This is a genomic window from Pseudoduganella albidiflava, from assembly GCF_004322755.1.
In the GTDB taxonomy this organism is placed as follows: Bacteria; Pseudomonadota; Gammaproteobacteria; order Burkholderiales; family Burkholderiaceae_D; genus Rugamonas; species Rugamonas albidiflava.
Genome location: NZ_CP036401.1, coordinates 946,568 through 972,268, shown reverse-complemented (window position 1 = coordinate 972,268; position 25,701 = coordinate 946,568). Strand labels below are relative to the sequence as shown.

The following is a 25,701-nucleotide window of genomic DNA, read 5'->3' as shown; positions in this document are numbered from 1 at the left end:
TGGCCATTCATTAATTGTCGTTGTCGTCGGCATGGCGCGATTCGTGCAGGCGCCATTCGATGAAGGATTTCAGCGCCAGCGTCACCAGGGCAAGCAGCGCCAGCAGCGAGGCGACGGCAAAGGCCGCGACGAAGTTGTATTCGTTGTAGAGGATCTCGACCTGCAGCGGCATCGTGTTGGTCTCGCCGCGGATATGGCCCGAGACCACGGACACCGCGCCGAACTCGCCCATGGCGCGGGCATTACACAGGATCACGCCGTACAGCAGGCCCCACTTGATGTTGGGGAGCGTCACGCGGAAGAAGGTCTGCCAGCCCGAGGCGCCCAGTACCACGGCCGCTTCCTCTTCCTCGCTGCCCTGGGCCTGCATCAGCGGGATCAGCTCGCGCGCCACGAACGGGAACGTGATGAAGATGGTCGCGATGACGATGCCCGGCACGGCGAACAGGATCTTGATGTCATGCTCGGCCAGCCATGGACCGAACCAGCCCTGGGCGCCGAACAGCAGCACGTAGATCAGGCCGGAGATCACGGGCGACACGGAGAACGGCAGGTCGATCAGCGTCAGCAGCAGGCTCTTGCCGCGGAACTCGAACTTGGCGATCGCCCACGAGGCGGCCACGCCGAACACCAGGTTCAGCGGCACCGCGATGGCGGCCGTGATCAGCGTGAGCTTGATGGCGGCGATCGCATCGTCTTCGCGGATCGATTCGAGGTAGACCTCGGTGCCCTTCTTCAGCGCCTCGACGAACACGGCGATCAGCGGCACGAACAGGAACAGCGTGAGGAAGGCCAGCGCCACGGTGATCAGCGCATAGCGCACCCAGCGCGGTTCCAGCACTTCGGATACGGAGGGCAGTTCGCCCCGTTGGGAAGTTCCACTCATTGTTATTTCCCCGACTTGCCGCGTGCCCAGGCCTGCAGCAGGTTAATGCCCAACAGCATGACGAACGACACCAGCAGCATCACCACGGCAATGGCCGTCGCACCCGTGTAGTCGTACTGCTCCAGTTTGGTGATGATGAACAGCGGCGTGATCTCCGACACCATCGGCATGTTCCCGGCAATGAAGATCACAGAACCGTATTCGCCGGTGGCACGCGCGAACGCCAGCGCGAAACCGGTCAGCAACGAGGGGAAGACGGTCGGAAAGATCACGCGGCGGAAGGTGGTCCAGGACGACGCGCCCAGCGACGCCGCCGCTTCTTCGAGCTCGCGTTCGGCATCTTCCAGCACCGGCTGCACCGTGCGCACCACGAACGGCAGGCCGATGAAGGTCAGCGCCAGCACCACGCCCAGCGGCGTGAAGGCAACCTTGATGCCCAGCGTGCCCTCGACGAACTGGCCGATCCAGCCATTCGACGAGTACAGTGCCGTCAGCGTGATGCCGGCCACCGCGGTGGGCAGCGCGAACGGCAGGTCGACCAGTGCATCGACGATGCGCTTGCCGGGGAAGCGGTAGCGCACCAGCACCCACGCCACGATGCCGCCGAATACGGCATTGATGGTGGCGCCGATCAGCGAGGCGCCGAACGTGAGCCGGTACGACGCCATCACGCGCTCGGACGTGACGGCGCTCCAGAAGGCTTCCCACGTCATCGTGAACGTCTTCAGGAACAGCGCCGACAGGGGAATCAGGACGATCAGCGTCAGGTAAAAGATCGTGAAGCCCAGCGAAAGCTTAAAGCCCGGCATCACCCGGTACGGCGCCCGCTTCCTTGCTTCGAACGGCACCGGTTGCGTAACCGGCAGTACTGCAGACATGGTGGCCCCTCTTATTACATTTTCGGATATTGAGGGCGAAGTCTCGCATCTGGACGTTATAAACCAAACTAACCTTTTGTCATTTGCTTAGATGCAGGAACTGATATGGCGCAACCATGCGGCCTGCAGCGGCATGCACATCAGAAACATTTCCTAAAACCGGGGACAGACCCCGGTTTCAGGAAATGTTTCCTGGATTTGCATGCCATCAACGGCTTGGCAAGCGCCGAGCATGCTGTGCGAATCCTCACCACGCCCCCGATTTTCGGCAACAAAAAACCCGGGCGGGCCCGGGTTGGTCGTGGTGCAGGTGCCGCTTACTTGTTCGGCTGCGGCGTCAGGCGCAGGTACGGTTTCGGGGCCGTGAAGCCTTTCGGGTACTTTTGCTTGAGCACTTCCGGGTCCTGCACGGTCAGCGGGATGATGACGTCGTCGCCGTCTTTCCAGTTGCCCGGCGTGGCCACGGTGTGCTTGTCGGTCAGCTGCAGTGCGTCGATGACGCGCAGGATCTCGTCGAAGTTGCGGCCGGTGCTCATCGGGTACGTCAGCTGCAGGCGGATCTTCTTGGCCGGGTCGATCAGGAACACCGAACGCACGGTGGCGGTAGCCGATTGCTCCGGGTGGATCATGTCGTACAGCGTGGCCACTTTCTTGTCGGCGTCGGCGATGATCGGGAAGCCCACCACGGTCTTCTGGGTTTCCTCGATATCCTTGATCCATTCCTTGTGCGACTCGGCCGGGTCGACGGACAGGGCGATCGCCTTCACGTTGCGCTGGTCGAACTCGGGCTTCAGCTTGGCGGTCAGGCCCAGTTCCGTGGTGCAGACCGGCGTGAAGTCAGCCGGGTGCGAGAACAGCACCACCCACGAATCGCCTGCCCAGTCATGGAACTTGATGCGGCCGATGGAAGAATCCTGCTCGAAGTCAGGTGCGGTATCGCCGAGGCGTAACGTCATGGAAATCTCCAGTGATAGACAAAGATCAATATTGTAATGGTTTCATATTCTGCGCCCGATCGACCAGGAATTGCAACTGCTGCTGGCCGAACAGCCAGTCGCGTAAACCCGACTCGGCATTGATATGGCCGAGCGCACCCGCGTCGATGAAACTGCTGCCCCAATGCTGCGCCCACTGGCGCGCCCGCTCGAGCGGCATCCAGGGGTCGTTCGTGCTGGCGATCAGGATGGAAGGGACGGGCAACGGTTCGCGCGGCAGCAGTGCCGCCACGCCGAACTTGTCGGGGTCGGCCGGCGCCACCAGCAGCAGTCCGGCCACGTTTGCCGGGTCGGCCGCCACGCTGTGCACCGACGCCAGGCAGCCGAAGCTGTGCGCGACGATCAGCGTGGGCCGGTCATCGCGCCGGCGCACTTCATCCACCCGTGCGCGCCATGCCGGCAGGACCGGATCGCTCCAGTCATCCTGGCACACCCGCTCGAACGCCGGATACAGGCGCTGCCAGCGGCTTTGCCAGTGCTCCGGGCCGCTGTCGTGCAGGCCCGGCGCCACCAGCACGCGGAATCGCGAAAGATTGCCCGGCATGCGCTCCCCCTGCTTACTTCTGGTAGATCTGGTCGAACACGCCGCCATCGGCGAAGTGCGTTTTCTGCGCCTTGGCCCAGTCGCCGGCCACGTCGCCGATCGTGAACAGTTTCACGGCCGGGAATTGCGCGGCATATTTCTTGGCTTCCTTTTCCACCGTCGGGCGGTAGTAATTCTTGGCGATCAGCTCCTGCGCCGCATCGGTGTACAGGAAGTTCAGGTAGGCCTCGGCCACCTTGCGGGTACCGCGCTTGTCGACGACCTTGTCGACCACGGCGACCGGCGGCTCGGCCAGGATCGAGACGGAAGGCGCGACGATCTGGAACTTGTCCGGGCCCAGTTCCTTGATCGCCAGCAGCGCTTCGTTTTCCCACGCCAGCAGCACGTCGCCGATACCGCGCTCGACGAAGGTGGTGGTGGCGCCGCGTGCGCCGGAATCCAGCACCGGCACGTTCTTGTACAGTTTTTTCAGGTAGTCGCGCGCGGTGGCGTCGGTGCCACCCGGCTGGCGCAGCGCGTAGCCGTAGGCGGCCAGGTGATTCCAGCGCGCGCCACCGGAAGTTTTCGGGTTCGGCGTGATCACCGCCACGCCCGGCTTGACGAGGTCGGCCCAGTCCTTGATGCCTTTCGGATTGCCCTTGCGGACCAGGAACACGATGGTCGAGCTGTACGGCGTGGCATTCTTGGCCAGGCGCTTCTGCCAGTTCGGGGCGACGATGCCTTTCTCGGCGATCGCATCGATATCGTAGGCCAGTGCCAGCGTGACGACGTCCGCCTGCAGGCCGTCGATGACGGAGCGGCCCTGCTTGCCCGAGCCGCCGTGCGATTGCTTGACCTTCACGTCGTCGCCCGTCTTGGCCTTCCACTCCTTGGCGAAGGCGGCGTTCACGTCCTGGTACAGCTCCCGCGTCGGGTCATACGAAACATTGAGCAGGGTAACTTCGGCCGCGTGTGCGGTCAGCGATACGGCGAGGGTCGTAACAACTGCGGCGGCCAGCGTGGAAAGTTTTTTGGACAGCATCTGATTCCCCTTTTTGTTGGAGGTTGCAGATTAGCTGCTGAGCTTATGAAAGAGAACGAAGTTTTCGTCCCTTCCTTATTCCAAAAACTTCTAAGGGCCTTCACCAGAAACGGTTGAACAGCACCACGCTCCAAGTCGCCGCCGCTAACAGGCAGGCCAGCAGCACGGCCGCGCTGCCCAGGTCCTTGGCGTTCTTCGACAAGGCATGGCGTTCCAGCGAGATACGATCGACCACGGCTTCGATCGCCGAGTTGATCAGCTCCACGATCAATACCAGGACCATCACGCCGATCAGGGCCAATTTCTGGAAAGCGGAGATGGGCAGCAACAGCGCGGCGATGCCGGCGACGATGAAGATCGTCAGCTCTTGCCGGAAGGCGTGTTCATGGCGCCACGCCGTCTTCAAACCGTCGAGCGAGTAAAAGAACGCCGACTGGATGCGCTTCAGGCCGCTCCGGCTCTTGAATTCGCTGGCAGGCTGGGTCATGGGGATAGGGGTCAAAAAAGGTGCGTCATTATAGCGACCCCTGGCACCGATGAACCCTTGCAATTCCCATTATTTTCACATCATGGTATAAAGAAGCGCATACATACTGCACCGCACCAACCACATCATGAAAATTGAATCCGTTCCAGAACAAAAAACGACCATCCAGGTCATCGAACGCATGGTGGGCCTGCTCGACGCACTGGCCAAGTACCCGGACCCGGTAAGCCTCAAGGAATTGTCGAAGGTCTCGGGGCTGCACCCCTCGACGGCACACCGGATCCTGAACGACCTGGTACTGACGCGCTTCGTCGACCGCATCGAACCGGGCACCTATCGCCTCGGCATGCGCCTGCTGGAATTGGGCAATGTCGTGAAGAGCCGGCTGTCGGTCCGCGAGGCCGCGCTGGATTTCATGCGCGCACTGCACAAGAAAACCCAGCAGACGATCAACCTGTCGGTCCGCCAGGGCGACGAGATCGTTTACATCGACCGCGCCTTCTCCGAGCGTTCCGGCATGCAGGTGGTGCGCGCGATCGGCGGGCGCGGGCCGCTGCACCTGACATCGACGGGCAAGCTGTTCCTGTCGGTGGATGAGCCGAAGGCGATCCGTGCCTACGCCACCCGCACCGGGCTGGCGGGCCACAACAAGAATTCGATCACGGACCTGGGGAAGCTGGAGCGCGAGCTGTCACTGGTGCGCTCGCGCGGCTATGCGCGCGACAACGAGGAACTGGAGCTGGGGGTGCGCTGCATGGCCGCCGGCATTCGCGACGACAGCGGCAAGCTGGTGGCCGGCCTGTCGATCTCGGCGCCGGCCGACCGCCTGCAGGACGATTGGCTGGAAGACCTGGTCACTACCGCCAACCAGATTTCCGCCACGCTGGGTTACATGCCGGCTGCGGAGTGAGTCATCGCGGCGGCGCCGGCGCTGAGTGCGCTGCCGGCGCCGCCGGAGCCGATGGTTTCCGCGAACGGCGCCGGTTTCAGCGCCGTCAGCCATTTCTTCATGCGCATCGCATCGGCGACGCGTGCCGCGGTGCCCTTCGCATCCAGCAACACCATGATGACCGAACGGCCTTCGATGACCGCCTGCATCATCACGCAGCGGCCCGCTTCGTTGATGAAGCCGGTCTTCTGCAGGCCGATCTGCCAGCCGGACGTCGGTACGACGAGACCGTTGGTGGTGCCGAATTGCACCGGGCGGCCATTACGCTCGATCACTGCCTTCGCGTCGGTGGAAAACTCGCGCAGGATCGGATGCTCGTAGGCGGCCATCGCCAGCTTGGCCAGGTCGCGCGCGCTGGCCACGTTCTGCTTGGACAGGCCGGTGGAATCGGCATAGCGCGTGTCCGTCATGCCCAGCGCCTGCGCCTTGGCATTCATCGCCGCCACGAAGGCCGCCAAGCCGCCCGGGTAGTTGCGGCCCAGCGCGGAAGCTGCGCGGTTTTCCGAGCTCATCAGGGCGATATGCAGCATGTTACGGCGCGTCAGCCGGTCGCCGACCCTCAGGCGCGAGCTGGAAAACTTGGCGCGGTCGACGTCGTCGTCGGTCACGGTCAGCATTTCATCCATGTCCTGGTTCGCTTCGACGACCACCAGGCCCGTCATCATCTTGGTGATGGATGCGATCGGCAACGCCACGCCGGCATTTTTCTCGAACAGCACTTCGGCATTGGCCTGGTCGACGACCAGCGCCACGTTCGATTTCAGGTCCAGCGGATCGCGTGTGAGGTTCAGGCCGGCCATGTCGCCCATGGTCGGACGTGCCGCCACGGCTGCGGGCACGGCGGCGGCAGCCACCAGCGCGCGCTGGTACACCACGCGCTTCTTGCCGCGCACGGTCACCACGCGGCGCACCACCTTGCCGCGCGGTTCGGCGGCAGCCTGGCGCCGCACGCCGGCACGCTTGACGAATTTCTTCTTGGCGGAGGTTTTCTTCACCACTGTCTTCTTGACGCCATTCGCCGCTTGCACCGTGGTGACCGGCACCGCGATGCACAGGGCAGAAATCAGGGCGGCAACGATTACTTTGTACATGAAATATCCCCGAATCCAGCAAATGAACGGTACATGGAAGATCCAATGACCGGGTCAATGAACGATACGTTGCAGTGTAGCAAAACACTGATCTCGCACAACAGAATTTCACATTGTCGAGCACAAAAAACAGGCGCTTAGATAGCGCAACCACCGAACTTGATGCGGCTAAGCAACGAAACCCGGTGAAACATTATTCTTTGAATAATCAAGCAGATGCGTCAGTTGATGCGTTAGTGGATACATCAATTGAACCATCAGTTGATGCATCGGTTGAGGCATCGGTTGAGGCATCGGTTGACGTCAGTATGCGTCATTCACGATACCTGGTGCATCGTCGACAAAGGTGGCAAACCGTTCCACCGGTTCACGCTCGGTCACCAGCGCGTTCTCGATCCTTGCCGGATCGGCAACGCCCAGCGCCATGCCGCACACCACCATTTCATTGTCGGGCAATGACAGCTGTTCCGCAATGATTGCATGGAATTGTGTGAAGGCCGCCTGCGGGCAGGTATCGAGGCCGCGCGCCCGCGCCGCGATCATGATGCCCTGCAAGAACATCCCATAGTCGAGCCACGATCCCTGCTCCATGACGCGGTCGATCGTGAAGATCATGCCGACCGGGGCATCGAAGAAGTTGAAGTTGCGGGCATGCTGGGCGGCCATCCCCTCCTTGTTGTCGCGTGTCAGCCCCAGCAGCGCATACAGGTCCCAGCCCACCTTGCGGCGCCGGTCGATATACGGCGACTTCCATTCCCTCGGATAGTACGCGTATTCCTCCTGGTGCCGGCGGTTCTGCTCCGGATCCCGATAGGCTTCGGTGATGCGGGCGCACAACGCATCGCGCGCGGCGCCCGTCAGTACATATACTTTCCACGGCTGCGTATTGGTACCGGATGGCGCCCGGCTGGCCACTTCGAGGATCGCCGCGATGTCCGCACGCTCGACCGGCGTGGAGAGAAAGGCGCGGATCGACCGGCGCGACGTGATGGCGGCATCCACCGCCTGCTGTTCGGGACTGGAAATCATGCCTGCTCCTCCACCTTGTTGGTCATTTGCGCACCACGAAGAACACCCCGGTGACCGCCAGCGCCATACCGGCCACGCCGAGGGGGCTGAACGCCTCGCCGAACATCAGCCATGCCATCAGCGCGGTGGTCGGCGGGGTCAGGTACAGCAGGCTGGTGACCCGGGTCGCATCGCTCCGGCGGATCAGGGCGAACAGCAGGAAGATCGCGCCGATCGACAAGCCAAATACCGACCACAGCAGTGCGGCGACGAAACGCGGCGTCCATTCGACCGCCGGCAACGCCGGGGTCAATCCTTCGAACATGAGGGCAAATGGCAGCGTTGCAACGAAGCACGCCGAAAACTGGATGGCCGTTCCCGTACGCAAATCGAATTGGGGGCACCAGTGCTTCTGGTAAAGCGTGCCCGCCGTGATCGACACCAGCGCGCCCAGGCACAGTGCGATGGCTTGCCACGACAGGCCTGTCAGGGTGATTTTCGCATACACCACGAGGGCTACGCCGCCCAGTCCGAAAAGCAGGCCCAGCCATTGCCGTGGCGTGACGCGCTCACCGATCAGTGGCGCCGCGAAAGCGGTCAGGATCGGCTGCATGCCGACGATCAGCGCGGACAGCCCGGCCGGCATGCCCAGCTTGATGGCGCACCATACGCCCGCCAGGTATCCGCCATGCAGCAGGAGGCCGGAGACGGCAATATGCCTGGCCTTGCCTGTCGGCCACGGCGCCTTCAGCAGCCAGACCAGTGGCGCGAGCACTGCCACCGCGCAGGCATAACGCATCAGCAAAAAGGTCAGCGGCGGGGCATAGGGCAGGCCGAACTTGGCCACGATGAACCCTGTACTCCACAGGAAAACAAAGAACAGGGGAACCGGCGAAAGGAACGGGGACATCGTTTCAGTCTAACACGGTCGAGTTGGCGGGACCGTATTGCTATAAGTGATGGATTGGTACTTTTGTGCAAGGCACCAAATATGCTTCACGCTAGCGTTATGAACTGTAACGAATCCGTTCTTCAGTGCAATACATGAATCCGCTTTACTCTGGTGTTGACTGAAGCAATCGGTCAGGATTCGGTGTAATGCACAAAGTCGCTTTACTCTGGTGTTTTGGGGAGCAAGCTATCACGCTTTGGTGCCATGCACAAAATTCGCTTCACTCTAGTGTTTTGGGGAGCAACCTCTCGTGCTTTGGTGCAATGCACAAAATTCGCTTCGCTCTAGCGGTTTGGGGAGCAATCTATCGTGCCTTGGTGCAATGCACAAATTTCGCTTGACTTAATCTTGCGCAACCGTAGAATTGAGCATGTTGCGTTGCACAATAGCTGTCCTAGACCACAGCAAGCTTTCATCAACGATATTTATTTCTGGAGAACTACATGTTTTCGATTCCTGAGCAATTTTCCAATGCGACCAAGGCGAATTTCGAAAGCCAATTCGCGATTTTCTCCTCCCTGACGAACAAGACGTTCGAAGGCGTTGAAAAGCTCGTCGACCTGAACCTGACCGCCGCCAAGGCTTCGCTGGAAGATACCTCCGCCGCCGCGAAGCAGCTGCTGGCCGCCAAGGATCCGCAGGAGTTCTTCTCGCTGAGCGCTGCCCAGGCTCAGCCGAGCGCCGAGAAAGCCATCGCGTACAGCCGCCACCTGGCATCGATCGCCCAGAGCACCGCTTCCGAGTTCTCGAAAGCCGTGGAAGCGCAAATCCTGGAAACGAACCGCAAGATCATCTCGCTGGTCGACGAAGTCAGCAAGAACGCACCGGCCGGCAGCGAAAACGCCGTGGCCCTGTTCAAATCCGCCCTGGGCAGCGCCAACGCCGGCTATGAACAGTTCACCCGCACCGCCAAGCAAGCTGCCGAAGCTTACGAAGCGAACGTGAACGCCGCCGTGAACCAGTTCACCGCCGCCGTCAAGTCCGCACCAGCCGCCGCCAACTCGGCCGCCGCTGCCGCGTAATACCCGCGCCGGCCGCGCCGGCGCACTGAAAGCATCGCTGTACCAGGTCTCCTCGGCATCCGTGGATCCTCTCAGCGGATGTCCTTCGCACGCCCCGACTTGTTCGGGGCTTTTTTTGTTCTGCCGAACGTGTTCCGGGATTTTTCTTCTGGATTTTCCCGGGGCTTTTTTTCGCCTTCATCTATACACTTTATCCAATATCAGATAATCTGTTTACACCCTGATTTGAAAGGACAGACGATGACAGAACCGAAGCTTCCAACCTATGACGACGTGGTGGCCGCCGCCGGCCGCATCGCGGGGCAGGCGCACCGCACGCCCGTGCTGACATCGCGCACGGTCGATGAACAGCTGGGCGCCCGGCTGTACTTCAAGGCCGAGAACTTGCAGCGCACCGGCGCCTTCAAGTTCCGCGGCGCCTTCAATGCCCTGTCGCAGTTCGACAGCGCGCAGCGCGAGGCGGGCGTGGTGGCCTTCTCTTCCGGCAATCATGCGCAGGCGGTCGCGCTGTCCGCCCAGCTGCTGGGCATTCCCGCCACGATCGTGATGCCCCTCGATGCCCCGGCAGCCAAGGTCGCTGCAACGCGCGGCTATGGCGCCACCGTCGTCACCTATGACCGCTATACCGAAGACCGCGAACAGATCGGCCGCGACCTGGCGGCCAGGCATGGCCTGACGCTGATTCCGCCTTACGACCATCCGCACGTGATCGCCGGACAAGGCACGGTGGCCAAGGAACTGTTCGAGGAAGTGGGCGAGCTGGACTACCTGTTCGTGCCGCTGGGCGGTGGCGGCCTGCTGTCCGGCACGGCGCTGGCGACCCGGGCGCTGTCGCCGAAGACCAGGCTGTATGGCGTCGAACCCGAAGCGGGCAATGACGGCCAGCAATCGTTCCGGAGTGGCGCCATCGTCCACATCGATACGCCGAAGACGATCGCCGACGGCGCCCAGACCCAGCACCTGGGAAAGCTGACCTTTCCGATCCTGCAGCGCGACGTGGACGACATCCTCACGGTGCCGGATGCCCGGCTGGTCGACGAAATGCGTTTCTTCGCCAGCCGCATGAAGATGATCACCGAACCCACCGGCTGCCTTGGCCTCGCCGCCGCCCGCGCGCTGGGCGACAGCCTGCATGGCAAGAAGGTCGGCATCATCGTCAGCGGCGGCAACGTCGACCTGCCCCGCTTCGCCGAACTGGCCGGCTGAACGTCGCCGGGAAACGGCGATAAAAGATGGGGAGACGAAAAATGGGGACGTACCCCATTTTCCAGGCAATGTTTCCCGAAAAACGGTGACAGGCTCCATTTTCCGGGCAATGTTTCCCTAAAAATGGTGACTGTGAACTGAACCCTAAAAGTTGGACACCAACTTTTGGGGTTTTTCATGGCGAAATACAGTGTGCAGTTCAAGCAAGAGGTGGTCGATCGATATCGGGCCGGCCCGTTAGGATGCGTTCGTCTGGGCAACGAGATGGGCGTGGATCCTAGCCTGGTCTATTTGTGGGTCAGGCTATACGACGCTCATGGCGTGGGGGGCCTGGAGAAGAAGCAACATAGGCACAGCGCTGAGGGCAAGCTGTCGATATTGCAGCACATGTGGAAACATGAGTTGTCATGTTTCGAGACGGCCGTGATTTTCAACGTGCGCCACACCGGCAGCATCGGCCAGTGGGAGCGCTGCTATCATAGCGGCGGTATAGATGCGCTCAGTCCCCGACCGCGCCAGAGACCGAAGAAAATGCCCACATCCCAGCCGCCCGCGCCGCAAACGCCTCTCGATGAAGAGGCCAAGACCCTTGAAGAGCTTCTCAAAGAAGTGAACTACTTGCGGATGGAGAACGCCTACCTAAAAAAGCTGGATGCCTTGGTTCAGGAAGAGAAGCAGCAGCGTGCGATAGCGCGCAAAAAGCGAAAGTAATCACTGAACTGAGGCAGCGTTTCCCTTTGGATGGCTTGCTGGAAGTAGCAGGCCTGGCGCGCAGCACTTACTACTATCAGCAGCAAGTGGCCAAGCTAGGCGATCGTGACGAGGCCTTAAAAAATCGTGTTCAGGGCGTCTTCGACGGCAACCACGGGCGCTATGGCTATCGCCGTGTGGCCGCTGAGATCCGCAAGGACGGGCATAAGGTTAACCACAAACGTGTACAGCGTTTGATGAGCGAGCTCGGCTTGAAATCGCTGGTGCGGCCGAAGAAGTATCGTTCTTACAAAGGCGAAGTGGGCGAAGCTGCAGATAACCTCTTGGACCGCGATTTTGAAGCTGCGGCCATGCACGAGAAGTGGGTAACTGATGTCACGGAGTTCAATGTCGCTGGCAAAAAACTGTATCTCTCGCCGGTGATGGATCTGTGCAACGGCGAGATCATCGCCTTCGAGACGAACACCCGGCCAGTGCTGAGCTTGGTTACCAACATGGTTAAAAAAGCCCTGCGAAAGCTCGGCAAAGACGACAAGCCAATCCTTCACTCAGACCAGGGATGGCACTATCGGAAGCCCGCTTACCGGAAGGCGCTGGAGGATAAAAATGTCGTGCAGAGCATGTCTCGCAAAGGAAATTGCCTCGATAACGCTGCCATGGAGAGCTTCTTCGCCGTACTCAAGACTGAGTACTTCCATCTGCAGAAATTTGCCAGTATCGAGGAGCTGAAGAAAGGCCTGGTGAAGTACATCCGCTACTACAATCACAAGCGCATCAAGCTTAGGTTGAACGGGCTGAGTCCTGTGCAGTACAGAACTCAGCTCCAAGTAGCATAGCTAACAAACCGTCCAACTTCCTGGGGTCACTTCACTGTCACCGATTTTCTGGTGAATCCGTGAGCTGAGCCAGCGGGAGCCATGCCGCACCGGTGTTGAGACCGGTAGGAAAATGGCGACTGTCACCGATTTCCTATAAATGGTGACTGTCACCGATTTTCCGGAAATCCGGGTGTCGAGCCTGCGGGAGCGCCGTGCCGCACCGGTGGATGGAATCGATATGCCGGCGCTTATTCGCCCAGGTAGGCGGCTTTCACGCGCGGGTCGTCCAGCATGGCGTCCGCATTGCCGGTCATCGTGATCGCGCCGGAATCCATCACGTAGCCGCGGTCGGCCGCCTGCAGCGCCAGCTTGGCGTTCTGCTCGACCAGCAGGATCGTGATGCCCTGCTTCGACACGTCGCGGATCACCTCGAAGATCTTCTCGACCATGATCGGCGACAGCCCCATCGATGGCTCGTCCAGCAGCAGCAGGTGCGGGTGGCACATCAGCGCGCGCGCCATCGCCAGCATCTGCTGCTCGCCGCCGGACAGCGTTCCGGCCAGCTGCCCGGCGCGTTCCTTCAGGCGCGGGAAGATGTCGAACCACTTGGCGATATCGGCGTCGATGCCTGCCTTGTCGTTGCGCGTATAGGCGCCCATCATCAGGTTTTCCAGGATCGTCATCCGCGTGAAGACGCCCCGCCCTTCCGGCACCATCGCCAGCTTTTTTTCCACCAGGTGGAAGCTCTGCACACCCTTCAGCGGCGCGCCCAGGTAGGAGATCGTGCCTTCCACCTTGCAGGCCGGCAGCGTGCCGGTGATGGCCTTCAGCGTGGTGGTCTTGCCGGCACCGTTGGCGCCGATCAGCGTGACCAGTTCACCCTCGTTTACTTCCAGGTCGATGCCCTTGACGGCCTTGATGCCGCCGTAGGCGACGTGCAGGCCGTCGATCTTCAGCACGTTCTTTTCAGTTGCCGCCATCAATGCGCCCCTCCCAGATAGGCGTCGATGACAGCCTGGTTGCTTTGGATTTCATGCGGCAAGCCTTCGGCGATCAGCTTGCCGTATTCGAGCACGCTGATGCGGTCGCACAGGCCCATCATCAATTTCACGTCGTGTTCGATCAGGAGCACGGTCTTGCCTTCCGCCTTGATCTTCACCAGCAGCTCGCGCAACGCCAGTTTTTCTGTGGCGTTCATGCCGGCGGCCGGTTCGTCCAGCGCCAGCAGTTGCGGATCGGTGGCCAGCGCGCGGGCGATTTCCAGCCGGCGCTGGTCGCCGTACGACAGGAACTTCGAGGTGCGGCTGGCGAACTGCCCGATGCCGACGAAATCCAGCAATTCCTGGGCCCGTGCGCGGATCGCCTTTTCCTCGTCGCGCGCGGCCTTGTGGCGGAAGATCGCGCCGAGCACGCCCTGGTGCGTGCGCACATGGCGCCCCACCATCACGTTTTCCAGCGCTGTCATTTCCCCGAACAGGCGGATGTTCTGGAACGTGCGCGCGATGCCCGCCTTCGCCACCGCATGGGGCGCCGACGGCGAATACGGCTTGCCGGCCAGTTCGAAGGTGCCGGTATCGGGCTGGTACAGGCCGGTGATCACGTTGAAGAACGTGGTCTTGCCGGCACCGTTCGGGCCGATCAGGCCATAGATCTGGCCGCGCTTGATGTTGATACGGACGTCGGTCAGCGCCTGCAGCCCGCCGAACCGTTTATTGACGCCCTGGATATTCAGGATGACTTCTTCGCTCATCTGTTTTCCTTACGCTGCCACGACGCCGGTCGCCTTGCCCTTGGTGTCGGAATCGCCGTCCGGGCGATCCTCGTGCTTCGGTGAAGGCCACAATCCCGCCGGCCGCACCAGCATGATCAGCACCAGCGCCAGGCCATACAGCAGCTGGCGCAGCACTTCGGCCTCGATCAGTACCTTGCCGAACAGCTGCATCTGCACCGGTTCGACCACGTGGCGCAGCACTTCCGGCAGCGCCGCCAGCAGCAGGCCGCCCAGCACGACGCCGGGAATGTGCCCGATACCGCCCAGCACCACCATGGCCAGCACGGCGATCGATTCGGTCAGCGAGAACGATTCCGGCGATACAAAGCCCTGGAACGCGGCAAACATGGCACCGGCCACGCCGCCGAACGAGGCGCCCATCGAGAACGCCAGCAGTTTCACGTTGCGGGTGTTGATGCCCATGGCCTTCGCGGCGATTTCATCTTCGCGGATCGCCACCCAGGCGCGGCCCAGGCGCGAATGCTGCAGGCGCGCGGTGATGAAGATCGTGGCAATGCACAGGAACAGGAACAGGAAATAGTAGGCATTGACGGAAGGGATCTGCCAGGCGCCGATCGACACCATCGCGCCGGAACCCTGTTCGCCGGCCAGGTCCACGCCGAACACCCGGATCGGATCGATCAGGTTGATGCCCTGCGGACCGTTGGTGAAGTTGATCGGATCGTTCAGGTTGTTCATGAAGATCCGGATGATCTCGCCGAAACCCAGCGTGACGATGGCCAGGTAGTCGCCGCGCAGCTTCAGCGTGGGCGCACCGAGGATGGCGCCGAACAGGCCGGCCAATGCCGCCGCGAACGGCACGATGAACCATACCGACAGGTGGATGCCGTTGGTGCGGATATCCTCGCCGAGGATCGCCACCAGCGTTTCACCGAACGCCGGGTGCAGCATGATGATCGATTCGAGCAGCGTGGCGAACTGGGGCGAAGCGAGCAGGCCCGTCAGGTAGGCGCCTACCGCGTAGAACGCGATATAGCCCAGGTCCAGCAGGCCGGCAAAGCCGACCACGATGTTCAGGCCCAGCGCCAGCATGATGTACAGCAGCGCCAGGTCGGCGATGCGCACCCACGAATTGCCATAGTGTTGCGCGAAGAACGGGAAGGCCACCATCACCGCCAGCAGCAACGCCATGCTGAGGTAGGCCTTTTTCGGATCGCGCGAAGTGTCGAAATTGAGCAGTGCCATGTCGGTCTCCTCAGGCGCGGTCGGCGACGCGTTCACCCATAATGCCGGACGGACGCACCGTCAGCACCAGGATCAGCACGATGAAGGCAAAGATGTCCTGGTAGTGGCTGCCGAGGAAGCCCCCGGTCAGGTCGCCGATGTAGCCGGCGCCCAGGCTTTCGATGATGCCCAGCACGATCCCGCCGATCATCGCGCCATAGATATTGCCGATACCGCCCAGCACCGCGGCGCAGAACGCCTTCAGGCCGGGGATCGTGCCCATGGCGAACTGGATCGACGCATAGTTCGCGCCCCACATCACGCCGGCCACGGCGGCCAGAGCGGCGCCGATCGCGAACGTGTAGACGATCACGCGGTTCGAATCGACCCCCATCAGGCCTGCCACGCGGGGGTTTTCCGCCACGGCGCGCATCGCCCGGCCCATCTTGGTTTTCTCGACGAGCAGCACCAGCGCGCACATCGACAGCGCGGCCAGGGCCAGCAGCAATACCTGCGTCACGCTGATCACGGCGCCGCCAATGGCGATCGGATCGGCCGGGAGCAGTTGCGGGAACGGCAGCGGGTTGCGGCCCCAGATCATCATGGCGAAGGTTTGCAGCAGGATCGACATGCCGATCGCCGTGATCAGCGGCGCCAGGCGCGGCGCGTTGCGCAGCCGACGGTAGGCGATGCGTTCGATCAGCACGTTGACGATGATGCAGCCGGGAATGGCGCCCAGGATCGCGATGCCCAGTTGCAGCCAGCCATTCATTTCAGGGAAATGGGCGCCGAGGATATTCATGATCGTCAGGCCGATCATGGCGCCGATCATCAGCACGTCGCCGTGGGCGAAGTTGATCAGGTTCAACACGCCGTACACCATCGTGTAGCCGAGCGCCACCAGCGCATACATGCTGCCCAGCACGAGGCCATTGATAATTTGTTGGATGAAGGTATCCATCGCTCCCCTTGTTCGACCTTGTTCGACCGTGTTATCGGCTCGATCTCATGCGCCGGCCGGCTGTGTATCGCCGGCCAACGCGTAACAAAAACGGCACCCGGAGGATAGCCCCGCAGTGCCGCCGCATGATGCTTGCCAGCATCGCTGTTCATTGCCGCTGTTTCATCCCGTGCAACCGGCTCGCATCCTACTACTTTCGCAGGGGTTCTGGAAGCCGGTGAAAAGAAGTCTGATCGGCAATAGTACTGATTTGCCCGCCATCATAGCGATTCCGGCTGAAAACTACGCGTGGAAAAATCGCTGCAATGGTGAACAATATTCAGTCTATAACATTTGTATCAGAGAAGGCCTTTCGGCAGCGGGAACGTGACGTTTTCCTCGACGCCTTCGAGAGGACGGACGCTCCTGGCGCCCAGTTCCTTGAGCCGGTCGATAACGGCCTGTACCAGCACCTCGGGCGCCGAGGCGCCGGCCGTGACGCCGATGCGCTGGTGGCCTTCGAGCCAGACGGGGTCGATCTGGTCGGCGCGGTCCACCATGTAGGCCGGCGTGCCCATCTTGCGGGCCACTTCGCGCAGCCGGTTCGAGTTCGAGCTGTTCGGGCTGCCCACGACGATGACCACTTCCACCTGCGGCGCCATGAACTTCACCGCTTCCTGGCGGTTCGTGGTGGCATAGCAGATGTCGCCCTTCTTCGGTTCCTGGATGGCCGGGAAACGCGCCTTCAGCGCTTCGATGATCTCGGCCGTGTCATCCACGGAGAGCGTGGTCTGGGAAACGTAGGCGAGATTGTTGGGGTTGCCGACCTGCAGCGTTGCCACGTCGTCGATGGTTTCCACCAGGTGCATGCCCTCTTCGGCCTGGCCCATGGTGCCTTCCACTTCCGGGTGGCCATCGTGGCCGATCATGATGATTTCGCAGCCGGACTTGCGCATCTTGGCCACTTCCACGTGCACCTTGGTCACCAGCGGGCAGGTGGCGTCGAAGATCGACAGGCCGCGCGCTTCCGCTTCGGCGCGCACCGCCTTCGATACGCCGTGGGCGGAAAATACCAGGGTATTGCCGGCCGGAACATCGTCCAGTTTTTCGATGAAGATCGCGCCCTTCGCGCGCAGGTCGGCCACCACATAGGCGTTGTGCACGATTTCGTGGCGCACATAGATCGGCGCGCCGAACTGCTGCAGCGCGCGCTCGACGATCTCGATCGCGCGGTCGACACCCGCGCAAAAGCCGCGCGGCTGGGCCAGGAGGATTTCTTTATTGGTTTGCATCGCGGTGTTCATCTGTTTTACAACACGGAAATCAGGTTCACTTCAAAGCGCACCGGCTGGCCTGCCAGCGGGTGGTTGAAGTCGAAGATGGCGGCATCGTCGTGCAGCTCGCGCAGGATGCCGGAAAAACGGCCGCCGCCCGGTGCCGCGAAATCGACCAGGTCGCCCACGCGGTATTCCGCGCCGGGTACCGAGTTCTCGTCCAGCGTGGCGCGCGTGACGGGCCGGATCAGCTCCGGATTGCGCGGGCCGAAGGCCACGCCCGGCTCCAGGTCGAAGGTTCGATGGGTACCTTCCGGCAAGCCGAGCAGCAACTCTTCCAGCACCGGTGCCAGCTGGCCGGAACCCAGCATCAGCGTGGCCGGATTGCCGTCGAAGGTGGAGACGATATCGGTACCGTCCAGCTTGGCCAGACGGTAATGCAGGGTGAGATACGCGGAAGGAGTGACGACGTTCGACATGATATGACCCGGGTTGAGGGCGATTGGCTGGGCAAACCGGTATTGTAAGCCAGCTTGGCGCCAGCCGGCGGATCGCGCTGCCCGGGCGCCGCCGGCGCCACGAGTCTTGCGCCTGTCTTCGCCATATCAGTATGGCCCGGCTCGCCCCCTCCGATAATGGCCTTCCGATCAAGGAGGCACACATGAGCATCTCGAACTGGCCGGCGCACCAGCGCCCGCGTGAACGGTTGATCCGCGAAGGCGCGCAAGCCCTGTCGGACGCGGAATTGCTGGCCGTGTTCCTGCGCGTGGGCATGCGCGGCAAGAACGCTGTCGAACTGGCCGGCGACATGGTCCGGCACTTCGGCTCGCTGCAAGCGCTGTTGCGCGCGAGCCTGAAGGATTTTACCGCGGTACCCGGCCTGGGTCCGGCCAAGTATGCCCAGCTCAACGCCGTCATCGAGCTGGCGCGCCGGGCCATCAGCGACGAAATGCTGTCCGGCGAATCGATCTGCTCGCCCCAGGCCGCCAAGCAGTACCTGCGCCTGGCAATGGCTGGCCGTCCCTACGAATCGTTCCACGTGCTGTTCCTGGATGTGCGCAACCGCCTGATCGCGGCGCGCGAACTGTTCCGGGGCACGCTCACCCATACCAGCGTCTATCCCAGGGAAGTCGTGCGCGAGGCACTGACACGCAACGCCGCCAGCGTGATGCTGGCGCATAACCATCCTTCCGGCACGCCGGAACCCAGCGAGGCCGACATGCTGCTCACGCGCGCGCTCGTACAGGCACTGGCGCTGGTCGATATCCGCATCCTCGACCATTTCGTTGTGGCGGGACATCGCGTGCATTCCTTCGCGGAAAACGGCCAGATGTAACAATTCTCTCCCTGCCCGCGTGGCGTTTACCGTTAGATATCAATGACTTCGGACAACCGGGCGGACTTGGCCGTTCACAGATCCGCTAAATGTTAAATTTTTCCTCGCGATCGTGACACAATTGTTTTTCACAAGTGATTGAAAAACCTCAGCTTTTTGGATAAACTCCTGTTTTTCCAATTTTGGAAGTTATCTAAGGAGTGCAACATGGCACGTGTTTGCCAAGTCACTGGGAAGAAGCCGATGGTCGGCAACAACGTTTCCCATGCAAACAACAAGACCAAGCGTCGTTTCCTGCCGAACCTGCAGAACCGCCGCATCTTCGTTGAATCTGAAAACCGCTGGGTCTCCCTGCGTCTGTCCAACGCCGGTCTGCGCGTGATCGACAAGGTCGGCATCGACGCCGTCCTGGCCGACATGCGCGCTCGCGGCGAAAAAGTCTAATAGGGAGCTATCATGGCAAAAACTGGCCGCGACAAAATCAAGCTGGAATCGACCGCTGGCACGGGTCACTTCTACACCACGACCAAGAACAAGCGCACGATGCCTGGCAAGATGGAGATCATGAAGTTCGATCCCAAAGCCCGCAAGCACGTGACGTACAAGGAAACCAAGATCAAGTAATCGATCTTGTTCCACGAAAAAAGCCGCTCTCGAGCGGCTTTTTTGCATCTGGAGTGTTGTAAAAAATCGGGGACAGCCGAAACGCCGAACCGCCCCGCTCTCAGAAACATTTCTTGGAACCGGGGTTAGACCCAAATGCCGCTAAGTTAAGCGTTACCCGATATGTCGGAAGCGCATGCATTCACCCCAACAGCGAAGGGCTGGGGTCAGACCCGCCGGGTCTGACCCCGGAATTTGCACTTGGGGTGGGCTTATCTAAGCGGCATTAAGGTCAGACCCCATTTTTAGGAAACATTTCCTGGAACCGGGGTCAGACCCCAGTTTTAGGAAATGTTTTACAAGGGCAAACAAAAACGGCCCCGAAGGGCCGTTGGTTAATGTGCTGCCAGGGATTACGCGTAGCTGCGCAGCCGCAGCGAGAAGTCTTGCAGTGCCTTGATGCCGGAGGCCTCGGCGCGCTGGCACCAGTCCTGAAGCTTGTGCACCAGTTCTTCGCGGGTGAAGTGCGAACGCTCCCAGATCACGCCCAGTTCGACGCGCATGGTGTGCATGGTTTCCAGCGCCTTGCTGTGCTGGAACAGCTCCGTCAGATGCGCCTTTTGCACCGCTTCCAGCTTCGCCGGTTCGCGCTGCATGGCCTTGCGGGCAGATTTCAGCACGCCCGATTCCAGCTGCGCCTTGTGCTTCAGGTGCTCCACTTCCTCGTCCCACGCATGCTTGACCGACTTGGCGTACTTGGCCATCACGTCGTAGCGGTTGGCGATCACGGCTTGCAGCGTTTCGATGTCGGCATGCAGTTTGGCAGCAGCGAACTTCGGCTTGGGCGGCAGCTTTTTCACCTTGGCCAGGCCGACCATTTCCATCATGCGGATATAGCCCCAGCCGATGTCGAACTCATACCACTTGGACGACAGCTTGGCCGACGTGGCATAGGTATGGTGATTGTTGTGCAGCTCTTCGCCGCCGATGATGATGCCCCAGGGAATGATGTTGGTGGCCGCATCCGAGCAATCGAAGTTGCGATAACCCCAGTAGTGGCCGATGCCGTTGATGATGCCGGCGGCCGTGATCGGGATCCACAGCATCTGTACGGCCCACACTGTCAGGCCCTTGGCACCGAACAGCATGACGTTCAGGATCAGCAGCAGCGCCACGCCCTGCCAGCTGTACTTGGTGTACAGGTTGCGCTCCATCCAGTCGTCCGGCGTGCCGTGGCCGTACTTGTCGAGCGTTTCCTTGTTTTTCGTTTCAGCGCGGTACAGCTCGGCGCCTTCCCAAAATACTTTCTTGATGCCGCGGGTCACGGGGCTGTGCGGATCTTCCTCGGTATCGCATTTGGCGTGGTGCTTGCGGTGGACCGCTGCCCATTCCTTCGTGACCTGGCCCGTGGTCAGCCACAGCCAGAAGCGGAAGAAGTGGCTCGGGATCGCGTGCAGTTCCAGCGCGCGGTGTGCCTGGTGGCGGTGCAGATAGATCGTGACGGCCGCGATCGTGATGTGCGTAACGATCAGCGTATAGATGACGGTTTGCCAGTTCGACAGACCGGTGATGCCATGCGTCAGGAAGTCCAAGACAGCGTTCAAACTAGTTCCATCCATTCAAATGATTTCCAGTCGCGCGGAAATCTTGCGCATCGCCAGCAGACGTTACCATCCATTGTACGCGTATTCGTCCGGGACAGGCAGGACGATTGGCCCGCGTCACACCGTTTCCTGTGGTATTTCCGGATCCTGCACGGCGGCCGTTGCCGCTCCGATAATGCGCATCTCGCGCGCCGGATACGGCACCATGACCTCATGCTCCTTCAACGCTTTCCAGATGGCACGGTTGACGTCGGAAGTGACGCCGCCACGGCCGTTCTCGGGGTCGCCGATCCAGAAGCCCACCTGCAATTCCAGGCCATCGGCGGCGAAACCCAGCAGCGTGGCGCCGGGCGGGCGCGATTGCAGCACCCGCGGCACCGTCGCCGCCGCCTTTTCCAGCAGCTTCAGCGCAAAATCCAGGTCGGTATCGTAGGAAACAAACACCTTGGTGCTCAGCCATACTTCCTTGTTCGTCAACGTGGTGTTCTGCACCGCGCTGGACACGAACATTTCGTTCGGCACGATCGATTCCACGCCATCGAGCCCCTGCAATACCGTGTAGCGCGTATTGATCCGCGCTACACGGCCGCTGTACTTGTCGACGGTGATCATGTCGCCGATCTGCAGGCTGCGGTCCAGCAGGATGATGAAGCCGGACACGTAATTGCTGGCGATCTTTTGCAGGCCCAGGCCGAGGCCGACGCCCAGCGCGCCGCCGAACACGGACAGCACGGTCAGGTCGATGCCCACCAGGTTCAGGCTGAACAGCACGGCAACCACGATCAGCAGCGCCCGGCCGACCCGTGCCAGCACCACCCGGACATTGGAATTGAGCGTATCCACGCCCATCAGCCGCTCTTCCAGCGCCGTGCCGGCCCACATCGCCAGCACCAGCGTGACGACGACGGAGACGATGCCTTGCAGGATTTCCGCCACCGTCACCCTGCTCTTGCCGAGGTGCAGCTCGCTGCGATCCAGGTAACGGTAGATATCGTCCCAGTACCCGGTGATGTACAGCGCGAACGCCACCCACACCAGCAGCTGGAAGATCTTCTCGAATGTCAGCATTGCCGCGCCGATTTCGCCACGGCGCGCGAACACCCGCCGCAGCAGGTAGAACGTGAGACGGATCACCGCCAGCGAGCCCCAGATCGGCAGCGCCACCTTCAGCAGGTTGACGTGATACCAGCGCCCCAGCACGATCTGCGACAGCCACAGCAACAGCACGATCGCCAGCGGCGCGATCACGCGCGCAAAGCTTTCCACGCCAAATCGCGCCATGGCGGTACGATCGTCGCGCTGGCCGAGGCGGGCCAGCACCAGCCGCGACAACATCCATCCCAGCCCGACCGACAGGACCAGCGCTCCCAGCTGCCACATCAGGCCCGCATCGCGCAGGTCGCCCAGCAGGTCGTTCCACAATGCCGACAGCGGGATCTGTTTCATCAGTCAGCGGTCTCCGGTGCGGCCTCGTCGCCGGATTCGTCGGCCGGCACCGCCTTGGCCATCGGCTTGCGCTCGAACACGGCGGCAAAGAAGCCGTCGGTCTGGTGCTTGTGCGGCAGCAGCTTCAGGTAATCGCCCATGTCCAGGTCGATCTTTTGTTCCGCCAGCACCTGGCTCATCGGCACGAGGTGGAAGTCCGGGTGGGCCGCGATGAACTGTTCGGCCACCGCGTCGTTCTCCTCCTTCAGCAGGCTGCAGGTCGCATACACGAGCCGGCCACCGGCCTTGACCAGGCGGGCGGCGCCATCCAGGATCGATACCTGCTTCGCGTGCATCTCGGCGATCGCCTCGACCGGCTGGCGCCATTTCACGTCCGGGTTGCGGCGCAGCGTGCCCATACCGGAGCATGGCGCGTCGACCAGCACGCGGTCGATCTTGCCGGCCAGCCGCTTGATCTTCGCATCGCGTTCATGCGCGATGGCCACCGGATGCACGTTCGACAGGCCCGAGCGCGCCAGCCGCGGCTTCAGCTTGGCCAGGCGCTTTTCCGACACGTCGAATGCATACAGGCGACCGGTATTGCGCATCTGCGCGCCCAGCGCCAGCGTCTTGCCGCCGGCACCGGCGCAAAAGTCGACCACCATCTCGCCGCGGCGCGCGCCGAGGATCTGCGCCAGCACCTGGCTGCCCTCGTCCTGCACTTCGATCGCGCCTTCCTTGAACAGTGGCAGGTTCTGCAGCTGCGGCTTCTTCAGCACGCGCAGGCCCAGCGGCGCGAACGGCGTGGCCGTCGCGGCGATCGGCGCCTGGGCCAGCTGCTCGATGACCTTGTCGCGGTCCGCCTTCAGCGCGTTGACGCGCAAGTCCAGCGGCGCCGGCGTGTTCAGCGCATCGGCCAGCTGCAGCGCTTCGTCTTCGCCATATTGCTCGGCCAGCTTTTCCCACAGCCATTTCGGCATATTGGTACGCAGCGACTTGTGCAGCAGCGAGCGGTCGATGTCCCGCATCCGCTTCAGCCACTCCACTTCCTCGTCCGTCAGGCCGGGCAGCGCCTCGATGCCGACGGCGTCGGCCATGCCCAGCAACGTCAGCCGGCGCATCGTGGCACCGCCATTGGGCTCGGAAAACTCGGTGAAGAAGTTCTTGTTGCGCAGCACCGCATACACGCATTCGGCAATCGCGCCGCGTTCGCGGCCGCCGAGGCGGGGGTGGTCCTTGAAGTAGCGGGACAAGGTGGTGTCCGCCGGCGCGGTAAAGCGCAAGATCTCGCGCAGCACTTCTTCAGCGCTGGCGAGCACGACTGGAGGCAATCTCATGGGAATCCTGGTGATGAATTAATTCGCGGCCGGGGCCGGCGATGGGGGCGACGACATGGCCGACGGGGTGGCCGACGACAGGGCGCTGTCGTGCGGTCGATGCGGTCCGTAAACCTGGCCGTTCTCGACGGTCAGTTTATCTTCGATGAACCAGCGGATGGCGCGCGGATACAGGATGTGTTCCTGCACAAGCAGGCGCTGCGCCAGTGTTTCCGGGGTATCGCCGGGCAATACCGCCACGCGCGCCTGGTCCACCATCGGGCCATGATCCAGCTCCGCGGTCACGAAATGCACGGTGGCGCCATGCTCGGCATGGCCGGCGGCCAGCGCCGCCTCGTGCGTATGCAGGCCGGGGAACAGCGGCAGCAGCGACGGATGGATGTTCAGCATCCGGCCCGCGTAATGCTCGACGAAGCCGGGCGTGAGGATCCGCATGAAGCCCGCCAGCACGACGAGATCCGGCGCGAAACCGTCGATCACGGCCTGCAGCGCGGCATCGAATGCTTCGCGGGTCGGGTATTCCTTGTTCGGCACGACGGCGGTGGGAATGCCGCGCGCCGCGGCGAATTCCAGGCCTTTCGCATCGGCGCGGTTGCTGATGACGGCGGCGATCCGGGCCGGCCACTGCTCCGCTTCGGCGGCGCGGACCACGGCTTCCATATTGCTGCCGCGGCCCGAAATGAGGATGACGATGTTTTTCATGGCCGACATTGTACCCGCTGCGGAAGGGCAGACCAACGGCGGACCAGCGGCGGACCGCCGCCTGGCGCAGGTACGACAACGGCGGAGGAAGCTTCAGCCGGCCGCCCCGGCGCTATTCGAAGGAGTAGAAAACGCGGAAAGGCACCTTCTTCTCGGCCCACCAGTCGGCCGCGTCGCGGAACACGTCGAGCAGCGTTTCACGCGCTTCACGGTCGAATTTCTGGGTATTGGGCAGTTGTTCGAGCACGATCACGAAGCCGGGCTGGGCTCCGGCCTGGAACAGCGTTTCCGTCAACGTGGTACGCAGTGCATCGAAATTCTTGCCGCAGGGCTTGGGGAACCTGAAGGATTCGGCAATGATGCCCAGTACTTGCTGCTTGGTCAGGCCGGCATGGCAATACGCATATAAAAAATGCTGGCCCAGGCGGCCGGCCTCCTCTTGCAGTTCAGCGATCCTGAATGCCCTGATGGACTGAACGAGGTTGGGCGGCACGGTTAAGAACAAACTCATTTTTCCCTCAAAATCGACCTGTTGTACGGTATGTGTTTTATATTGAAGGCACCTATACAAGGCACGCTGCGGCACACTGCGAGGTAGGTGCATGTCAGCAAATGCGCAACAACGCGCAACAACGCGCAACAACGCACATCAATGCACATCAATGCGCCACACTGCGCAATATTGCCCAGCATCGCGCGACACTGCTTCCCCGTGGTGCGCGGCATGCCGCTGCACCGGCAGCGCTAGTCGCGTTTCTCTCCGTCAATTCGATCCCTAGAGTGTAAGGGTAACGTGTTGTACAGCATGAATCAACTTTAAAGTGGCAGCACGCGCAAGATTTGTTAAAAACCGGTCATTTTCAGCGCCATTTAAGATGCCCTGCCGACAATCATCCTCCCGCTTCATTTGCCACGGGCAAATGCGCTGCAAGCCGGAGGAACAGGGGTTACATTTT

27 protein-coding genes are annotated in these 25,701 nt (G+C 61.6%); 7 read left to right on the top strand and 20 right to left on the bottom strand.

The genetic code is table 11. The features are described 5' to 3' along the window. Positions 1-10: 10 nt before the first annotated feature. From cysW to EYF70_RS04095, 6 genes are all read right to left on the bottom strand, one after another. The gene (cysW, locus tag EYF70_RS04120; RefSeq protein ID WP_131144267.1) at positions 11-886 is read right to left on the bottom strand and encodes a sulfate ABC transporter permease subunit CysW; all 876 of its coding nucleotides are present in this window, start codon (positions 884-886) and stop codon (positions 11-13) included. 2 nt (positions 887-888) lie between these two features. Next, positions 889-1,695: a sulfate ABC transporter permease subunit CysT gene (gene cysT / locus EYF70_RS04115; RefSeq protein WP_131148884.1), complete on the bottom strand. Its 807-nt coding sequence runs from the start codon at positions 1,693-1,695 to the stop codon at positions 889-891. A 386-nt stretch (positions 1,696-2,081) separates the two neighbouring features. Continuing rightward, positions 2,082-2,720, bottom strand: a complete 639-nt coding sequence (locus EYF70_RS04110; RefSeq protein ID WP_131144266.1) for a peroxiredoxin — start codon at positions 2,718-2,720, stop codon at positions 2,082-2,084. A 25-nt stretch (positions 2,721-2,745) separates the two neighbouring features. Further along, on the bottom strand, positions 2,746-3,303 hold the full coding sequence (locus EYF70_RS04105; protein ID WP_131144265.1) for an RBBP9/YdeN family alpha/beta hydrolase: 558 nt from the start codon (positions 3,301-3,303) through the stop codon (positions 2,746-2,748). 13 nt (positions 3,304-3,316) lie between these two features. Next, the gene (locus EYF70_RS04100) at positions 3,317-4,324 is read right to left on the bottom strand and encodes a sulfate ABC transporter substrate-binding protein (protein WP_131144264.1); all 1,008 of its coding nucleotides are present in this window, start codon (positions 4,322-4,324) and stop codon (positions 3,317-3,319) included. Between the two features lie 100 nt (positions 4,325-4,424). Continuing rightward, positions 4,425-4,811, bottom strand: coding sequence for a diacylglycerol kinase (locus EYF70_RS04095; RefSeq protein WP_131144263.1), 387 nt, complete (start codon positions 4,809-4,811; stop codon positions 4,425-4,427). A 127-nt stretch (positions 4,812-4,938) separates the two neighbouring features. Here EYF70_RS04095 and EYF70_RS04090 point away from each other — a divergent pair, with 127 nt between their 5' ends. Then, positions 4,939-5,721 carry an IclR family transcriptional regulator gene (locus EYF70_RS04090; protein ID WP_131144262.1) on the top strand — a complete coding sequence of 261 codons (783 nt, stop codon included), beginning with the start codon at positions 4,939-4,941 and terminating at the stop codon, positions 5,719-5,721. On the opposite strand, the gene EYF70_RS04085 is transcribed toward EYF70_RS04090, so the two are convergent. From EYF70_RS04085 to EYF70_RS04075, 3 genes are all read right to left on the bottom strand, one after another. Further along, positions 5,700-6,851 carry a serine hydrolase gene (locus tag EYF70_RS04085; protein WP_131144261.1) on the bottom strand — a complete coding sequence of 384 codons (1,152 nt, stop codon included), beginning with the start codon at positions 6,849-6,851 and terminating at the stop codon, positions 5,700-5,702. The two genes, EYF70_RS04090 and EYF70_RS04085, sit on opposite strands and share 22 nt — an antisense overlap. Before the next feature lie 303 nt (positions 6,852-7,154). Then, entirely contained in the window at positions 7,155-7,880 is a 726-nt protein-coding gene (locus tag EYF70_RS04080) for a nitroreductase (RefSeq protein ID WP_131144260.1), read from the bottom strand. Positions 7,881-7,902: 22 nt separating this feature from the next. Beyond that, complete coding sequence (locus EYF70_RS04075) at positions 7,903-8,769, bottom strand: DMT family transporter (protein ID WP_131144259.1); 867 nt, start codon at positions 8,767-8,769, stop codon at positions 7,903-7,905. Between the two features lie 485 nt (positions 8,770-9,254). Here EYF70_RS04075 and phaP point away from each other — a divergent pair, with 485 nt between their 5' ends. The 3 genes from phaP to EYF70_RS04060 all read left to right on the top strand — a co-directional run bounded on the left by phaP (position 9,255) and on the right by EYF70_RS04060 (position 12,586). Further along, the gene (phaP, locus tag EYF70_RS04070) at positions 9,255-9,833 is read left to right on the top strand and encodes a TIGR01841 family phasin (protein WP_131144258.1); all 579 of its coding nucleotides are present in this window, start codon (positions 9,255-9,257) and stop codon (positions 9,831-9,833) included. A 240-nt stretch (positions 9,834-10,073) separates the two neighbouring features. Further along, positions 10,074-11,039 (top strand): threo-3-hydroxy-L-aspartate ammonia-lyase, encoded by a 966-nt coding sequence (locus EYF70_RS04065; protein WP_131144257.1) that lies wholly within the window; start codon positions 10,074-10,076, stop codon positions 11,037-11,039. 177 nt (positions 11,040-11,216) lie between these two features. Continuing rightward, positions 11,217-12,586 (top strand): IS3 family transposase gene (locus tag EYF70_RS04060; protein WP_131144256.1). Its coding sequence is split into 2 segments (ribosomal slippage): positions 11,217-11,688 and positions 11,688-12,586, totalling 1,371 coding nucleotides; the frame shifts between segments, so codons are not numbered across the junction. A 230-nt stretch (positions 12,587-12,816) separates the two neighbouring features. On the opposite strand, the gene EYF70_RS04055 is transcribed toward EYF70_RS04060, so the two are convergent. The 6 genes from EYF70_RS04055 to EYF70_RS04030 all read right to left on the bottom strand — a co-directional run bounded on the left by EYF70_RS04055 (position 12,817) and on the right by EYF70_RS04030 (position 18,217). Then, positions 12,817-13,548 (bottom strand): ABC transporter ATP-binding protein, encoded by a 732-nt coding sequence (locus tag EYF70_RS04055; RefSeq protein WP_131144255.1) that lies wholly within the window; start codon positions 13,546-13,548, stop codon positions 12,817-12,819. Further along, positions 13,548-14,318, bottom strand: a complete 771-nt coding sequence (locus EYF70_RS04050) for an ABC transporter ATP-binding protein (protein ID WP_131144254.1) — start codon at positions 14,316-14,318, stop codon at positions 13,548-13,550. The genes EYF70_RS04055 and EYF70_RS04050 overlap by 1 nt, the downstream gene beginning before the upstream one ends. 9 nt (positions 14,319-14,327) lie before the next feature. Beyond that, positions 14,328-15,545, bottom strand: coding sequence for an ABC transporter permease subunit (locus EYF70_RS04045; protein WP_131144253.1), 1,218 nt, complete (start codon positions 15,543-15,545; stop codon positions 14,328-14,330). Between the two features lie 10 nt (positions 15,546-15,555). Next, positions 15,556-16,485, bottom strand: a complete 930-nt coding sequence (locus EYF70_RS04040) for a branched-chain amino acid ABC transporter permease (RefSeq protein WP_131144252.1) — start codon at positions 16,483-16,485, stop codon at positions 15,556-15,558. A 338-nt stretch (positions 16,486-16,823) separates the two neighbouring features. Then, entirely contained in the window at positions 16,824-17,756 is a 933-nt protein-coding gene (gene ispH / locus EYF70_RS04035) for a 4-hydroxy-3-methylbut-2-enyl diphosphate reductase (protein ID WP_131144251.1), read from the bottom strand. Positions 17,757-17,773: 17 nt separating this feature from the next. Beyond that, a complete protein-coding gene (locus EYF70_RS04030; RefSeq protein ID WP_131144250.1) occupies positions 17,774-18,217 on the bottom strand; it encodes an FKBP-type peptidyl-prolyl cis-trans isomerase in 444 nt (147 codons plus the stop codon). A gap of 182 nt (positions 18,218-18,399) precedes the next feature. Here EYF70_RS04030 and radC point away from each other — a divergent pair, with 182 nt between their 5' ends. The 3 genes from radC (at position 18,400) to rpmG (ending at position 19,698) form a co-directional block, all read left to right on the top strand. After that, positions 18,400-19,074, top strand: coding sequence for a RadC family protein (gene radC, locus EYF70_RS04025; protein WP_131144249.1), 675 nt, complete (start codon positions 18,400-18,402; stop codon positions 19,072-19,074). 207 nt (positions 19,075-19,281) lie between these two features. Then, the gene (rpmB, locus tag EYF70_RS04020) at positions 19,282-19,518 is read left to right on the top strand and encodes a 50S ribosomal protein L28 (protein WP_008451488.1); all 237 of its coding nucleotides are present in this window, start codon (positions 19,282-19,284) and stop codon (positions 19,516-19,518) included. 12 nt (positions 19,519-19,530) lie between these two features. Next, entirely contained in the window at positions 19,531-19,698 is a 168-nt protein-coding gene (gene rpmG, locus EYF70_RS04015; protein ID WP_050411857.1) for a 50S ribosomal protein L33, read from the top strand. 392 nt (positions 19,699-20,090) lie between these two features. Here the strand turns inward: rpmG and EYF70_RS04010 are convergent, their stop codons facing one another. The 5 genes from EYF70_RS04010 to EYF70_RS03990 all read right to left on the bottom strand — a co-directional run bounded on the left by EYF70_RS04010 (position 20,091) and on the right by EYF70_RS03990 (position 25,256). Further along, positions 20,091-21,296: a DesA family fatty acid desaturase gene (locus EYF70_RS04010; protein ID WP_131144248.1), complete on the bottom strand. Its 1,206-nt coding sequence runs from the start codon at positions 21,294-21,296 to the stop codon at positions 20,091-20,093. A gap of 102 nt (positions 21,297-21,398) precedes the next feature. Beyond that, positions 21,399-22,727: a mechanosensitive ion channel family protein gene (locus EYF70_RS04005; protein WP_131144247.1), complete on the bottom strand. Its 1,329-nt coding sequence runs from the start codon at positions 22,725-22,727 to the stop codon at positions 21,399-21,401. Further along, positions 22,727-24,043, bottom strand: coding sequence for an RsmB/NOP family class I SAM-dependent RNA methyltransferase (locus EYF70_RS04000; protein WP_131144246.1), 1,317 nt, complete (start codon positions 24,041-24,043; stop codon positions 22,727-22,729). The genes EYF70_RS04005 and EYF70_RS04000 overlap by 1 nt, the downstream gene beginning before the upstream one ends. An 18-nt stretch (positions 24,044-24,061) precedes the next feature. Continuing rightward, positions 24,062-24,745 carry a phosphoribosylglycinamide formyltransferase gene (gene purN / locus EYF70_RS03995; protein WP_131144245.1) on the bottom strand — a complete coding sequence of 228 codons (684 nt, stop codon included), beginning with the start codon at positions 24,743-24,745 and terminating at the stop codon, positions 24,062-24,064. 112 nt (positions 24,746-24,857) lie between these two features. After that, entirely contained in the window at positions 24,858-25,256 is a 399-nt protein-coding gene (locus EYF70_RS03990) for a barstar family protein (protein ID WP_131144244.1), read from the bottom strand. Positions 25,257-25,701 lie beyond the last annotated feature (445 nt).

Coding starts and splice junctions, on each gene's coding strand:
- EYF70_RS04030 (WP_131144250.1), bottom strand. CDS start 18,217: ATGTCGAACGTCGTCACTCCTTCCGCGTATCTCACCCTGCATTACCGT.
- EYF70_RS04055 (WP_131144255.1), bottom strand. CDS start 13,548: ATGGCGGCAACTGAAAAGAACGTGCTGAAGATCGACGGCCTGCACGTC.
- EYF70_RS04000 (WP_131144246.1), bottom strand. CDS start 24,043: ATGAGATTGCCTCCAGTCGTGCTCGCCAGCGCTGAAGAAGTGCTGCGC.
- EYF70_RS04110 (WP_131144266.1), bottom strand. CDS start 2,720: ATGACGTTACGCCTCGGCGATACCGCACCTGACTTCGAGCAGGATTCT.
- rpmG (WP_050411857.1), top strand. CDS start 19,531: ATGGCAAAAACTGGCCGCGACAAAATCAAGCTGGAATCGACCGCTGGC.
- phaP (WP_131144258.1), top strand. CDS start 9,255: ATGTTTTCGATTCCTGAGCAATTTTCCAATGCGACCAAGGCGAATTTC.
- purN (WP_131144245.1), bottom strand. CDS start 24,745: ATGAAAAACATCGTCATCCTCATTTCGGGCCGCGGCAGCAATATGGAA.
- EYF70_RS03990 (WP_131144244.1), bottom strand. CDS start 25,256: ATGAGTTTGTTCTTAACCGTGCCGCCCAACCTCGTTCAGTCCATCAGG.
- EYF70_RS04100 (WP_131144264.1), bottom strand. CDS start 4,324: ATGCTGTCCAAAAAACTTTCCACGCTGGCCGCCGCAGTTGTTACGACC.
- EYF70_RS04005 (WP_131144247.1), bottom strand. CDS start 22,727: ATGAAACAGATCCCGCTGTCGGCATTGTGGAACGACCTGCTGGGCGAC.
- EYF70_RS04080 (WP_131144260.1), bottom strand. CDS start 7,880: ATGATTTCCAGTCCCGAACAGCAGGCGGTGGATGCCGCCATCACGTCG.
- ispH (WP_131144251.1), bottom strand. CDS start 17,756: ATGCAAACCAATAAAGAAATCCTCCTGGCCCAGCCGCGCGGCTTTTGC.
- rpmB (WP_008451488.1), top strand. CDS start 19,282: ATGGCACGTGTTTGCCAAGTCACTGGGAAGAAGCCGATGGTCGGCAAC.
- cysT (WP_131148884.1), bottom strand. CDS start 1,695: ATGCCGGGCTTTAAGCTTTCGCTGGGCTTCACGATCTTTTACCTGACG.
- EYF70_RS04105 (WP_131144265.1), bottom strand. CDS start 3,303: ATGCCGGGCAATCTTTCGCGATTCCGCGTGCTGGTGGCGCCGGGCCTG.
- radC (WP_131144249.1), top strand. CDS start 18,400: ATGAGCATCTCGAACTGGCCGGCGCACCAGCGCCCGCGTGAACGGTTG.
- EYF70_RS04065 (WP_131144257.1), top strand. CDS start 10,074: ATGACAGAACCGAAGCTTCCAACCTATGACGACGTGGTGGCCGCCGCC.
- EYF70_RS04045 (WP_131144253.1), bottom strand. CDS start 15,545: ATGGCACTGCTCAATTTCGACACTTCGCGCGATCCGAAAAAGGCCTAC.
- EYF70_RS04075 (WP_131144259.1), bottom strand. CDS start 8,769: ATGTCCCCGTTCCTTTCGCCGGTTCCCCTGTTCTTTGTTTTCCTGTGG.
- EYF70_RS04050 (WP_131144254.1), bottom strand. CDS start 14,318: ATGAGCGAAGAAGTCATCCTGAATATCCAGGGCGTCAATAAACGGTTC.
- EYF70_RS04095 (WP_131144263.1), bottom strand. CDS start 4,811: ATGACCCAGCCTGCCAGCGAATTCAAGAGCCGGAGCGGCCTGAAGCGC.
- cysW (WP_131144267.1), bottom strand. CDS start 886: ATGAGTGGAACTTCCCAACGGGGCGAACTGCCCTCCGTATCCGAAGTG.
- EYF70_RS04090 (WP_131144262.1), top strand. CDS start 4,939: ATGAAAATTGAATCCGTTCCAGAACAAAAAACGACCATCCAGGTCATC.
- EYF70_RS04010 (WP_131144248.1), bottom strand. CDS start 21,296: ATGGATGGAACTAGTTTGAACGCTGTCTTGGACTTCCTGACGCATGGC.
- EYF70_RS04085 (WP_131144261.1), bottom strand. CDS start 6,851: ATGTACAAAGTAATCGTTGCCGCCCTGATTTCTGCCCTGTGCATCGCG.
- EYF70_RS04040 (WP_131144252.1), bottom strand. CDS start 16,485: ATGGATACCTTCATCCAACAAATTATCAATGGCCTCGTGCTGGGCAGC.